The 11,761-nt window shown below is 66.8% G+C and carries 11 protein-coding genes and 2 pseudogenes; 4 read left to right on the top strand and 9 right to left on the bottom strand.

Annotated elements, in window-relative coordinates; genetic code table 11:
- Positions 1 to 307 (bottom strand): annotated as a pseudogene (locus ACE3TU_RS09685) (dimethylmenaquinone methyltransferase); the annotation flags it as partial.
- Positions 308 to 436: 129 nt separating this feature from the next.
- Between ACE3TU_RS09685 and ACE3TU_RS09680 the strand changes: the two are divergent.
- Positions 437 to 1,231, top strand: a complete 795-nt coding sequence (locus ACE3TU_RS09680; protein ID WP_374623327.1) for an IclR family transcriptional regulator — start codon at positions 437 to 439, stop codon at positions 1,229 to 1,231.
- Positions 1,232 to 1,237: 6 nt separating this feature from the next.
- Here ACE3TU_RS09680 and ACE3TU_RS09675 read toward each other — a convergent pair whose 3' ends face one another.
- The 3 genes from ACE3TU_RS09675 to ACE3TU_RS09665 are packed head-to-tail and all read right to left on the bottom strand — an operon-like array spanning position 1,238 to position 2,676.
- Complete coding sequence (locus ACE3TU_RS09675) at positions 1,238 to 1,600, bottom strand: DUF4326 domain-containing protein (protein ID WP_374623325.1); 363 nt, start codon at positions 1,598 to 1,600, stop codon at positions 1,238 to 1,240.
- Complete coding sequence (locus ACE3TU_RS09670) at positions 1,597 to 2,211, bottom strand: trimeric intracellular cation channel family protein (protein WP_374623322.1); 615 nt, start codon at positions 2,209 to 2,211, stop codon at positions 1,597 to 1,599. The genes ACE3TU_RS09675 and ACE3TU_RS09670 overlap by 4 nt, the downstream gene beginning before the upstream one ends.
- 21 nt (positions 2,212 to 2,232) lie before the next feature.
- On the bottom strand, positions 2,233 to 2,676 hold the full coding sequence (locus tag ACE3TU_RS09665; protein ID WP_374623320.1) for a hypothetical protein: 444 nt from the start codon (positions 2,674 to 2,676) through the stop codon (positions 2,233 to 2,235).
- 75 nt (positions 2,677 to 2,751) lie between these two features.
- Between ACE3TU_RS09665 and ACE3TU_RS09660 the strand changes: the two genes are divergently transcribed.
- The 3 genes from ACE3TU_RS09660 to ACE3TU_RS09650 all read left to right on the top strand — a co-directional run bounded on the left by ACE3TU_RS09660 (position 2,752) and on the right by ACE3TU_RS09650 (position 6,247).
- Complete coding sequence (locus ACE3TU_RS09660) at positions 2,752 to 3,369, top strand: hypothetical protein (RefSeq protein ID WP_374623317.1); 618 nt, start codon at positions 2,752 to 2,754, stop codon at positions 3,367 to 3,369.
- Positions 3,370 to 3,437: 68 nt separating this feature from the next.
- A complete protein-coding gene (locus ACE3TU_RS09655; protein ID WP_374623314.1) occupies positions 3,438 to 4,349 on the top strand; it encodes an acetamidase/formamidase family protein in 912 nt (303 codons plus the stop codon).
- 62 nt (positions 4,350 to 4,411) lie between these two features.
- Positions 4,412 to 6,247 carry a glycoside hydrolase family 2 protein gene (locus tag ACE3TU_RS09650; RefSeq protein WP_374623312.1) on the top strand — a complete coding sequence of 612 codons (1,836 nt, stop codon included), beginning with the start codon at positions 4,412 to 4,414 and terminating at the stop codon, positions 6,245 to 6,247.
- A 97-nt stretch (positions 6,248 to 6,344) separates the two neighbouring features.
- On the opposite strand, the gene ACE3TU_RS09645 is transcribed toward ACE3TU_RS09650, so the two are convergent.
- The 5 genes and pseudogenes from ACE3TU_RS09645 to ACE3TU_RS09625 all read right to left on the bottom strand — a co-directional run.
- Positions 6,345 to 7,352 (bottom strand): ABC transporter ATP-binding protein, encoded by a 1,008-nt coding sequence (locus ACE3TU_RS09645; RefSeq protein WP_374623309.1) that lies wholly within the window; start codon positions 7,350 to 7,352, stop codon positions 6,345 to 6,347.
- Positions 7,353 to 7,356: 4 nt separating this feature from the next.
- A complete protein-coding gene (locus ACE3TU_RS09640; RefSeq protein ID WP_374623306.1) occupies positions 7,357 to 8,199 on the bottom strand; it encodes a carbohydrate ABC transporter permease in 843 nt (280 codons plus the stop codon).
- Positions 8,200 to 8,370: 171 nt separating this feature from the next.
- On the bottom strand, positions 8,371 to 9,291 hold the full coding sequence (locus tag ACE3TU_RS09635; protein ID WP_374623303.1) for a carbohydrate ABC transporter permease: 921 nt from the start codon (positions 9,289 to 9,291) through the stop codon (positions 8,371 to 8,373).
- 188 nt (positions 9,292 to 9,479) lie between these two features.
- A complete protein-coding gene (locus ACE3TU_RS09630; protein WP_374623301.1) occupies positions 9,480 to 10,724 on the bottom strand; it encodes an ABC transporter substrate-binding protein in 1,245 nt (414 codons plus the stop codon).
- Between the two features lie 484 nt (positions 10,725 to 11,208).
- Positions 11,209 to 11,761, bottom strand: a pseudogene (locus ACE3TU_RS09625) (NAD-dependent epimerase); the annotation flags it as partial.

Here is an 11,761-nt window from a genome sequence, read left to right as displayed (position 1 = left end):
CCCAGTGACCGGCCCGGTTCTCGCCGCCGGACGAGACCAGCACCACGCAGCCGCGATACATGCGGCGGAAGAAGGTACGACGAGTCACCTCGTCATTGTCGTATTCCCAGTCGACCCGCACATCGGCGGCACAGGCGATGGTGAAAGCGGGGCCGGCGAGCTTCATCGTCGGCTCGAGCGGCTTGATGCCGAGATCGAGGCACTGGCCGGACAGGCCCAGCTCATCGAGCACGTCGTGCACCACGGCCGTGTGCAGTTGCGTGAGGCGCTCGGCCGTATCCGCCAGACGCTTTTCGGCGTGATTCATCCCTCCCCCCTCGGCGATCCGCCGGAACGGCTCGCCCTGCCAGTTCATATATGAACTTTACTTGTTCAATATTGCATGATAGTGATGCCGCCGTCCGAAAGTCAACGGCAAGGGCGGGAGAACCTGGCAGTGAGGGCGAGCGGAGCCGACGCCGCGCAGAAGCACCGCATTCCGGTGATCGATCGCATGATGGACGTGCTGGAGCAGCTCGAGCACCGGGACGGCGGCGCCTCGATCAGCGACCTGGTGGGCACGCTGGAGCTGCCGCGCACGACCCTCTATCGCATCCTCAACACGCTGCAGCTGCACGACATGGTGCGCCGCGACGACAGCGGCGCCTACCAGCTGGGCAGCCGCCTGCTGGCGCTGGCAGCGCACGTCGCGACCGGAGGCAGCCAGATCGATCTCGTCGCCATCGCCCAGCCGCTGCTCGACAGGCTGTCGGGCGAGCTGGGCGAGGCCTGCAAGCTCTCGGTGCTGGACGGCGATGCCACCCTGGTGATCGCGACGTCCCCCGGCCGTCGGGAATACGCCCTCTCGGTGGCCCCGGGCCAGCGCCTGCCCTGCCACGCCGGAGCGGCGGGAAAGCTGCTGCTGGCCCATCTCGACGACGCCGCGCGCCAGGCGGCCTTCACCCGCCCGCTCGTCGGCTACACCACGAAGACGCTGACCGACCCCAAGCGCCTCGCCGCCGAACTGGCGCGCATCCGCCGGCAAGGCTGGTCGCAGGATCGAGGCGAGGGCCTGCCGAGCGTCCTCGCCTTCGCCGCGCCCGTGTTCGACACCCGCGGCCACATGGTCGCCGCCCTCTCGGTGCCCTTCCTGGCCGGTACCGAGACCGGCCGGATGGAAGGCCTGCGGCTGGCGACCATCGCGACCGCCAAGGCGATCAGCGCCGCCATCCCCGGGCCAGTGGCGCGGTAGACGGGGCTAGGCGTTGGCGATCTCGATGAGGACGTCGGCGTGGCAGGGTGTCCCCGGCTTGCACCAGCAGGCGAGGTTGCTGCCGCCCAGTTCGGCGCGGATCAGTTCGAGCGAGGGAGCGGGTCCCGGCGACAGCGCCGGATCGAGCGCCCCGATCAGCCACTGCGTGCACATGTCGACGGCCTTCGCCTGGGCACCCGCCCGATCGAGTCCATAGCGAGCGACCATGTCGTCGATCGAGAACGGGTTACCCCACTTGCCGGGCCGGGTGACCAGCCGCGCGGGCAGCCCGTTGAGGGCGCGCGAACTCGCCTGGAGGTCGAAGCCGCGCCTCCGCGACAGCTGCAGCCGCTGCGGACGGACGCTCACCGGATGTCCTTGTCGTAGACGAATTTCGGCATTTCGAGCTTGAACACGATGGCGGCGACGCGCAGCGCGAAGCCGACCAGGACGACACCGACGATCAGCACGTCGTGCACGATCCCGACCTGCAGGCCGTAGGTGTAGAGCACCCCGGCAATGATCGCGACGGTAGCGTAGAGCTCGGACGAGAATACCAGCGGCACGTCGTTGCACAGCACATCGCGCAGGATGCCGCCGACAATGCCGGTGACCAGCCCGGAGACGATGACGATGATGGTCGGCTGCCCCATCTCGAGCGCCACGTTGCAGCCGATGATGGTGAAGACCACCAGCCCCAGCGCGTCGAGCAGCAGGAACGGCCAGCGCAGCGCCGCCATGAAGCGGGCCAGCGCGATGGTCAGCAGCGCCGCGCCGCAGCAGATCACCAGCAGCCACGGATCGGCGACCCAGGTCAGCGGGTAGTGCCCGAGGAAGGTGTCGCGCATCGTGCCGCCGCCGAGCGCGGTGACGCAGGCGAGGACGCAGACGCCGAACCAGTCCATCTTGCGACGACCCGCCGCAAGCGCGGCAGTCATCGCTTCGGCAACGACGGCGACGTAGAAGATGATCTGCAGCATGGCTCTGCTCCGGGGATCGGCCTATTCGGTGGTCGACTGGACGGTGAGGATCTTCACCTCGAAGCTGTTGCAGGCGACGTCGCTGCACAGCCCGCCGAGCCACACCTCGCCATTGCCGAACATCACTCCCTCGGAGTTGACGAACAGGGTCGCATAGCTCTGGGTCAGGACGGCCTCGACAATATCGGGGGTGAAGATATCCCCGTAGGCGGCGGCGAAGGCGGCCGCGTCCGAGAACACCCGGGGCTGCCCGTCGACGTTGATCGCCTCGCCGAACGGAATGTACTCCGCCAGGGCGACCGCATCGCCGGCGGCGACTGCCGCCTGAATCGCTTCGAACGCCGCCCGGAACGGCACATGGTCGCCCATCTCGAGGTCGAGCGCGGCGTCGGTAGCGGCATCGGTCTGCCCGATCGCCGGCGCAATCAGCACGGCGAGGGCAGCGAGGGTGAAAAGCGGGCGCATGAGAATCCGGTGAAAAGCGGGTGGTGGATGGCCCGCTTCTAGCGCAGAACCGGTCCCGGAGAAACGGAGGCCGACATGCGCAAGCCACAGAGCGTCAGGGCGCTCGAGGACCTCGGCCGGGTGCGGCTCAGCGAGAACTTCTTCATGCGTGACTTCCTTCACTCCGAGATCGCGAGCCTACATGGGATGAGCAACATCCCCGACGACCCGGACCTCGCCATCGCTGCCGGAGCGCGGCTGTGTGGCGCGGTGCTGGAACCCCTGATGGCGCAGTTCGGGCGGATCTCTATTCGCTCCGCCTACCGCTCGGCCGAGGTGAACGCCTTCGGCAATGCCAACGGCTTCAACTGCGGGCGCAACGAGACCAATTATGGCGGCCACATCTGGGACCGGCGGGATGCACGCGGCGCCATGGGCGCCACGGCCTGCGTGATCGTGCACGCGCTCATCCCGTACTACGAGGGCACCGGTCGCTGGGAGGCGCTGGCCTGGTGGATCCACGACCATCTCGACTATGACGAACTCGAGTTCTTCCCGCGCTTTGCGGCGGTGAACATCAACTGGCGCGAGGCCCCGCGCCGCCGCATCCACTCCTTCATCCCGCCCCGTCGGGGAGTGCTGACCAAGCCCGGCATGCCGAACTTCGCCGGACGCCATGACGGCGAGTATGCCGAATGGCTGGCCTCGCTGTGAGGGGCGGCCCATCGCCCTGATGACAAGCCGCCCGCCAGCCGCTACGCATGCTGGCGGAGGGAATCCCCATGACAACACACCGCTTTGTCGCCACCGAGTGGCACAATGTGCTGGGCACTTTGCCGCCGGCCATTCGCGTCGCCTCGGGCGACACCGTGATCACCGAGACGCTCGACGCCTGGGGGATCGACAAGGACGACATCAAGCGCCGCCCCGGACCCAACCCGATGAACGGGCCGATCTTCGTCGCGGGCGCCGAGCCGGGCGACGCGCTGAAGGTCGAGATCGTGCGCATGACGCCGAACCGGGCGACCGGCTGGACCCGTTCCTCGCTCGCCGGCAACGTCGTCGACCCCGAGGCGGTGCGCGAACTGCCCTCGCGCGAGCCGGTCACCTGGGCCATCGACCGGCAGGCCGGCACCGCTCAGCTCCGCGAGCCCGTCGCCGGGCTCGAGCACCTGGTGCTGCCGCTGGAGCCGATGATCGGCTGTTTCGGCGTGGCACCGGCCATGGGCCAGGCCTTCTCGACGGCGACCAGCGCCGAGAACGGCGGCAACATGGACTATCGCGGCTTTCGCCCCGGAGCGACCGTGTGGTTCCCGGTGGCGGTCGAGGGCGCATTGTTCTTCCTGGGGGACTGCCACGCCATCCAGGGCGACGGCGAGATCGTCGGCACCGGCATCGAAACGAGCTACGAGGTCGAGGTGCGGCTGACGGTCGAGAAAGACCGCCGCCTGGTGTGGCCCCGCGGCGAGAACGCTACCGAGATCTTCTCGGTCGGCAATGCCCGCCCGCTCGACCAGGCCCTGCAGCACGCCACCACCGACATGTTCAACTGGCTCAAGTCCGACTACGGGCTCTCGAGCACGGCCGCCAGCCACCTGATGGGCCAGGTGGTGCGCTACGAGGTCGGCAATGTCTACGATCCTGCCTACACCATGGTGTGCAAGATCGAAAAGAAGTGGCTGCCGGCCCGCTGAGGCCGGCTCCACGTCTCTCCCTCCCCCTCCCCCCAACGATCCCCCTGCTTGCGGACAGTCCGATGACCGATACTCCCCTCCACCCGCGCCCCCGCCTGACCCGGGAGCGCTGGACCGACCTGTGCGGCACCTGGCAGTTTGCCCATGACGACGCCGACATCGGCCGGGACGCCCGCTGGTTCGCCGATGCCGCCCCGTTCACCCGCCAGATCCAGGTCCCCTTCCCGCCCGAGAGCGAGCTCTCCGGCATCAACGACAAGGGCTACCACCCGGTGGTCTGGTACCGGCGGAGTTTCGCCGCGACCGCGACCGACGGCGAGCGGCTACTGCTGCATTTCGGCGCCGTCGACTACAAGGCAGAGGTGTGGGTGAACGGCGCGCTGGTCGCGACGCACGAGGGCGGGCATACCCCCTTCGTTGCCGACATCACCGGTGAGCTCGATCCGGGCGGCGAGCAGGTCGTGGTGGTGCGGGCCGAGGATCGCCCGCTCGACGGGACCATGCCGCGCGGCAAGCAGGACTGGGAGCCGACCCCGCACGTCATCTGGTATGACCGCACCACGGGCATCTGGCAGCCGGTCTGGCTCGAGCCGGTGCCCGCGACCTACCTGACGACGCTGCACTTCACGCCGGATCTGTCGACCGCCACGGTTACGGTCGAGGCGCGGCTCAACCGCAGCCATCGCGGCTGGCTGGCGCTGAGCCTGGGCAAGGGCGAGGAGGTGCTCGCCGTTCAGCAGGTCTTCGTCGACGGCGACAGCATTTCGACGCCGGTGACCATTCCGCGCGCCCGCAACGGGCAGCGCCGCGGCGACCTGTACTGGACGCCGGAGCGCCCCAACCTGATCGCGGTCACCGCTACGCTTCTCGACGAGCAGGGCACCCCGATCGATGCCGTGCAGAGCTATTTCGGGCTGCGCAGCACCGCCATCGGCCAGGGCCGGTTCCTGCTCAATGACCAGCCCTATTTCGTCCGCTCTGTGCTGGAGCAAGGCTTCTGGCCGAAATCGCACCTGGCCGCGCCGAGCCCCGGTGCGCTGCGCGAAGAGGTGGAACTGATCAAGGCACTCGGCTTCAACGCCTGCCGTGTGCACCAGAAGGTCGAGGACCCGCGCTTCCTCTACTGGGCCGATCACCTGGGCCTGCTGGTCTGGGGCGAGATGGCCAATGCCTACGAGTTCGGCCCCAATGCCGTCGACCGCTTCACGCGCGAGTGGCTCAGCGTGGTCGAGCGGGACCGCTCCAACCCCTGCATCGTCACCTGGACCCCGCTCAACGAGAGCTGGGGCGTGACCGAGATCGCCCACTCGGCGGCGCAGCAGGCCTATGCCAGTGCCCTGTACCACCTCACCAAGGCCATCGACCCGAGCCGCCCGGTGATCTCCAACGAGGGTTGGGAACATACCCACTCCGATATCCTGGGCGTCCACGACTATACCCAGCACGGCAGCCAGCTGACCGACCGCTACGGCACCTGGGAAGCGATCGAGGAGACCCTTGCCGGGATGAAGCCGAACCGGCGCCAGCAATTGCTGAACCCCGAGGATCGACGCGGCCAGCCGGTGATGCTCACCGAGTTCGGCGGCATCTCCTTCCATCCGGCCAAGGGCGAGAACTGGATGGGCTACGCCACGGTGGAAACCGAGGCGCAGTACCTCAAGATCCTCGAGGACCTGTTCGGCGCCATCTATCGCAGCACCGAGCTGGCCGGCTTCTGCTACACCCAGATCACCGACACGCAGCAGGAGAAGAACGGTCTCTACGACGAGAACCGCAAGCCCAAGCTGCCGGTCGACAAGCTGCGCCAGATCATCTGGCAGCCCAGCGACGCGGTGCCGACCGAGTACCTCGACATCGCCCGACGCAAGGCCCTGGCGACCAGCGGCACGAAGGACTGAGTCTGGCGGCAACGGCCCTCGCCCCTGCCCCTCACGTCGGGGGGAGGGCTATCGCGATTGCACCGGTGCACGGGCGATGGGGGCAGGCCGGTGGCGATCAGCCGATGGTCTTGCCGTCACGACCGAACAGGTAGGCCCGGCCGGGCTCGATGGCTAGCTTCAGAGGCTGGTCGACGGCGATAGCATGCTCGGGTGGCAACGTGACGGTCAGCAGCGTTTCGTCGGGGAGCGCCACGTAGGCGTAGGAGATCGAGCCGAGGTTCTCGACCGAGCGGACGGTGCCGACCAGCGGGCCGGCCGGATCGGGATGGAGGTGCTCGGGGCGGACGCCGACGGTTTCGGCGCCCTTGAGGTCGAGGCCGCTCACCTCGCGCGCCGGGATGAAGTTCATCCTGGGCGAACCGATGAAGCCCGCGACGAAGCGATTGGCCGGCCGGTGATAGAGCTCGAGCGGCGCGCCGACCTGCTCGATCACGCCTGAACGCAGTACCACGATGGTGTCGGCCAGCGTCATCGCCTCGACCTGGTCGTGCGTCACGTAGATGAAGGTGGCACCGAGCCGGCGCCGCAGCTGGGCGATCTGCAGCCGCATCTCGACCCTGAGCTCGGCGTCGAGGTTCGACAATGGCTCGTCGAACAGGAACACCTTGGGATCGCGCACGATGGCGCGTCCGATGGCGACGCGTTGGCGCTGCCCGCCGGAAAGCGCCGCAGGCTTGCGCTCGAGGTAGTCGGTAAGGCGCAGCAGGTCCGCGACTTCCCGGACCTTCCTGTCGGCCACCGACTTGTCGGTCTTCGCCACCGAGAGCGGGAAGGCGATGTTCTCGGCCACGCTCATCTGCGGGTAGAGCGCGTAGGACTGGAACACCATGGCGACGTCGCGATCGACCGGCGCATCGTCGGAGATGTCTCGGCCATCGAGGGCTATGGTGCCCGATTCCTTCTCCTCGAGCCCGGCGATGGTGCGCAGCAGCGTGGACTTGCCGCAGCCCGACGGCCCGACGAAGACCACGAAGGAATTGTCGGCGATGTCGAGGTCGATGTCGTGCAGCACGCGCTGCTTGCCGTAGGCCTTGTTGAGGCTGCGGATGGTGATGGCGGCCATGGTGCTATTCCTTGACCCCGCCCTGGGTGAGCCCGGCAATGAACTGCCGTGATGCCAGGAGGAAGGCGACGATGGTGGGGATGAGCATGATCAGGATGCCGGCAAACATCAGGTGCCACTGCACATCGAATTGCAGCCGGAACTGCGCGATGCCCAGCGTGATGGGGAAGCTGGACTCCGTGCGGAGGAAGATGAGCGGCAGGAAATACTCGTTCCAGGCCGAAACGAACGTGAGGAGCGCGACCGTCGCCAGTGCCGGCCGGATCAGCGGCAGCACGACCCGCCAGAAGATCTCGAACGGCAGGGCACCGTCCATGCGGGCGGCCTCCTCGAGCTCGGCAGGCACCGACCTGAGAAAGGCAGTGAGGATGAAGACGGCAACCGGCATCATCGAGGCGGACTGCACGAGAATGATACCGACGAGGCTGTCGAGCAGGCCCAGCGTCTTGACGATGACGAAGAGCGGCGCCAGCGCCAGCCTGATCGGGATGACGACGCCGAGCATGAAGCAGCCGAAGATGAAGGCCGAGCCCCTGAACGGCATGCGGACGAGAACGAAAGCCGCGGCGGCGGCGCACAGGCTGACCAGCAGCACCGAAGCGCCGGAGATCACCACCGAATTGATGAAATAGGCCTGGAAGTTGGCCCCGACCCAGGCCTCGGCGAAGTTGTCGAAGCTCCAGGCCGAGGGCAGCGCGAAGGGCGCCTTGTACACCTCGCCGAGATTGGGCTTGAGCGAATTGAGCACTGCGGTGCCAATGGGGAACAGCACCACCACCGTCCAGGCTAGGAGGATGAGCTGGACGACGGCCTGTTCGTGGGGCTTGAGGCGGAAGAGCCTATCCATGGCGCGCCTCCGACGCCGAGTACGCCGCCTCCCCCCTCCCAACCTCCCCCGCAGGGGGGGAGGTGCCGATCGAGGCCGGGGCATCATCTGGGCCGAAGTCACGGAGCGGCACCCTCCCCCTTGCGGGGAGGGTTGGGGAGGGGGGTGCCGCGTATCGGGAGGGCGAAATCATCACCGGTCCTTCCGCATGTTGCGCAGCGCGAGGAACAGCGCTGCCGGGAGGATGACAAGGGCGGTGACTAGGCCGATGGCGGCGCTCATGCCGAAATTGACGTTGACCGAGGTGGCCGAGCCGCCAAAAGCGGAGCGGAACAGGAAGGTGCCCATGATGTCGGTGGCCCGCGCCGGCGCGCCCTCGGGACCCATGAGGATCAGCGTGTAGTCGGCATTGTTGAACACATCGACCATGACGATCACGGTGATGAGCACGAAGGCCGGGGCGAGGACCGGGAAGACCACGGCCTTGAGCGTCTGCCAGCGGTTGGCGCCATCGAGCATCGCCGCCTCGATGAGATGCACCCGCACCGCGACGATGGCCGAGAGAATGAGGATCACGGCAAAGCTCATCCGGTGCCAGGAGTAGAAGGTGGCGAGCGTGGCGAGCGCGAGATTGGGATCGCCGAGAAAGCCGATCGGGTTCTCGAACAGACCCGTCGTCTTGGTCAGCAACACGTTGAGCGGCCCGCGCGTCCGCACGATGAGTTCGAGCAGGAACGCCACGGCCGCACCGGCCAGCGGATAGGGCAGGAAGAAGATCGAGCGGTAAAGGTTGCGACCCCAGCTGCCGAAGCTGAGGAGCAAGGCGAGGAAGGTGCCGACGATCAGCATCGAGGCAATGATGATCAGGAAGAAGACGAGGTTCTGCCCGAAGGCGCGCAGCAGCTGCTCGCGATAGTAGTCATTGCCGAACAGCTTGGCGAAATTGTCGAACCCGACGAACTGCATCGGCCCGATGCCCGGCCAGTCGACCAGCGCCAGACCGAACAGACCGAGCAGGGGCACGAAGTTGAACACCCCGTAGAGCGCCACGCCCGGCGCCAGCAGCGCGATGCGCTGCAGGTTGGCCTTCTGCTTGTAGTTGAGTTTGGCCATGGCGCCTCTTTCTTCCCGATCCCGTTGAGGGAGAGGGTGCCCGAAGGGTGAGGGGCCGACCGGACGACGGTACGGGAGGATTGCCCGCCATCCGTCGGGGAAGTCCGGCCCTGCCCCCGAAGAAGACCGCAGCGGCGGCAACCCGCCGCTGCGCTGGTCGGGTCCGTGCACCGGACCCGGGAGGATGCCTACTTGCAGTTTGCCGCGCCGACATAGCCCCAGGAGTTGAGGCCATCCTGGATCTTCCTCGCCAGATCGTTCGGCGAGATCTGGCCCGAAAGCAGCGCCTGGTATCCCTCGGCGACCAGCGTGCCGTAGCTCGGCTCGCCCTTGTTGAGGGCGTAGGCGAAGAACGGCGTCGGAGCAGCGGAACTGGTGGCGATCAGGTTGGCGACTTCCTTGAGCCGCGAATCCTCGACCGTGTAGTCGCCGCCGAAGGCCGGCAGCTCGCCGACATGCTTGACGAACAGTTCGGCGAACTCCTTGGTGGCCGTGAAGTCCAGCACCTTCTGCGCAGCCTCGAGGTTCCTGGAGCTGGCATTGACCTGGTAGGTGCCGTCGCCGAAGGCATAGACCTTGCCGTTCTGCCCGGGAACCGCGAAGAAGCCCATCTTGAGGTCCGGATCGATCTCGTACATCGGCGAGGCCGGCCCGGTGGACCACACCCCGTCGATCATCATGGCACTTTCACCGAGCGCCAGCGAGGTGCGCATGGCACCGTAGTCGTCGGCCATGGCCGAGGCGTTGAGGAAGCCGGCATCCTGCCAGCCCTTCACCGTCTCGAGCGTGGCAACGAAGGTCGGGTCGGTGAAGCAGGCTTCGCCCGTGACCAGCCGGGCGGCGAAATCGTCGGGCACGAGGCCGGCGGTCATCGCCTCGCCCACCACCTGGTTCAGCCACCAGCCGGAACGGGCCCCGAAATTGATCGGCGTGATACCGGCGGCCTTCAGCTTCTCCGAGGCGGCCTTGAGCTCGTCGAGCGTCGTCGGCACCGCAATGCCGTTATCGGCAAAGACCTTGGTGTTGTAGATGAAGGACTGCATCTGGATGGCGAACGGGACGCCATAGAGCTGTCCATCCGGGCCGCGGGCCGCATCGAGGGCACCCGGCGCAATGCCGGACAGGTCGGTTGCGACCGGCTTGATGATGCCGGCCTCGATGAACGAGGCGAGCCAGGCAGCGCCGGCGCGGCCCTGGAACAGATCGACACCCTCCGACTGCAGGTCGATGCGAATCTTGGAATCGTAATTGTCCGACTGGATCTGCACGGCGTTGACGTCGATGTCGCCGAGCACGTCGTTGTCGGAAATGTACTGCCAGAGCGGCAGTTCCTGCTCGCGCCAGGTGTAGAGGTTGACGGTCACGGCATAGGCCGAACTCGTCATCAGCGCGCCGCAAAGAGCGGTCGACGCCAGCAAAGTGGAAAAGCGCATCCCTGTTCTCCCATTCGGAACTGGCATTCCAGTTCAATACCGAAGCAATGCCACTTTAGAACCAATTTTTCGGATTGCAACGGTTTTGTGGCATAGAGTGGTATTGTCTGGGGAGGAGGTTGGGGCGCATGCATGTGCAACAGGTGGGAGCTGCGCGGCGTAACTAATTGTAATATAATCCATATCGCCGCGCGTAACGGCGATGAACCGAAGCCATAAAGTGGTTTCAGATTGGACTTGTCTACCGATCCAGCGGCCAAGAACCGGATCGGCGCCGGGAGGTGTCGGGCAAGATGCCCTGCGGGTGGAGAGGAGAGGAGCACACCCACACCCGGTGTCATTCCGGCGAAGGCTGGGGACCAGCACGACCTGCATGCCAGCCACCCGAGGAGCATCTCAGGATGCCCCCGAGACCGGCGCAGGGGTTACCTGCCCGGCGGGAGGCGAGGCGCCGCGATCGTGACGCTGTCGGTGCCCGGCCGGATCAGCCGAGCGTGCCGCCCAGTTCGTCCTCGACATGGATGCGGATGATCTCGTCGAAAGTCTTCTCGGCCCGGAATCCGAGCGCCGCGGCGCGCCTGGTGTCGAAATTGCGCGGCCAGCCCGCAACCATCGAGATGATGCGCGGGTCTGGCACTTCGCGAATGAGCGCCACGGCCTTGTCGCCGGCGACACGGCGCAGCGCCTCGATCTCCTCGCCGACCGTCGCCGAGAGCCCGGGGGCCGAGATGGTGCGGCGCCAGCCGAGCTTCTCGGTATCGAGTTCGGCGGCGTGAACCAGGAAGCCGACCGCAGCACGCGGACTCGCGAACCAGTGCCGGACATCCTTCGATACCGGCAGCACGGCTTCCTGACCGACCAGCGGCTCGCGCAGGATGTTGGAGAAGAAGCCCGAGGCGGCCGCATTGGGTCGACCCGGCCGGATGACGATGGTGGGGAGCCGGATGCCGACGCCATCGAGAAAACCGCGGCGCGAATAGTCGTTCAGCAGCAGCTCGCCAATGGCCTTCTGCGTGCCGTAGCTGGTCAGCGGGGTA

Origin of the sequence: Devosia sp., assembly GCF_041917035.1 — a bacterium.
GTDB lineage: Bacteria > Pseudomonadota > Alphaproteobacteria > Rhizobiales > Devosiaceae > Devosia_A.
The sequence above is the reverse complement of the archived record's forward strand: the minus strand, read 5'-3'. Positions and strand labels throughout refer to the sequence as shown.

Coding starts and splice junctions, on each gene's coding strand:
- ACE3TU_RS09665 (WP_374623320.1), bottom strand. CDS start 2,676: ATGCGCCCGCTTTTCACCCTCGCTGCCCTCGCCGTGCTGATTGCGCCG.
- ACE3TU_RS09655 (WP_374623314.1), top strand. CDS start 3,438: ATGACAACACACCGCTTTGTCGCCACCGAGTGGCACAATGTGCTGGGC.
- ACE3TU_RS09635 (WP_374623303.1), bottom strand. CDS start 9,291: ATGGCCAAACTCAACTACAAGCAGAAGGCCAACCTGCAGCGCATCGCG.
- ACE3TU_RS09645 (WP_374623309.1), bottom strand. CDS start 7,352: ATGGCCGCCATCACCATCCGCAGCCTCAACAAGGCCTACGGCAAGCAG.
- ACE3TU_RS09640 (WP_374623306.1), bottom strand. CDS start 8,199: ATGGATAGGCTCTTCCGCCTCAAGCCCCACGAACAGGCCGTCGTCCAG.
- ACE3TU_RS09650 (WP_374623312.1), top strand. CDS start 4,412: ATGACCGATACTCCCCTCCACCCGCGCCCCCGCCTGACCCGGGAGCGC.
- ACE3TU_RS09630 (WP_374623301.1), bottom strand. CDS start 10,724: ATGCGCTTTTCCACTTTGCTGGCGTCGACCGCTCTTTGCGGCGCGCTG.
- ACE3TU_RS09660 (WP_374623317.1), top strand. CDS start 2,752: ATGCGCAAGCCACAGAGCGTCAGGGCGCTCGAGGACCTCGGCCGGGTG.
- ACE3TU_RS09670 (WP_374623322.1), bottom strand. CDS start 2,211: ATGCTGCAGATCATCTTCTACGTCGCCGTCGTTGCCGAAGCGATGACT.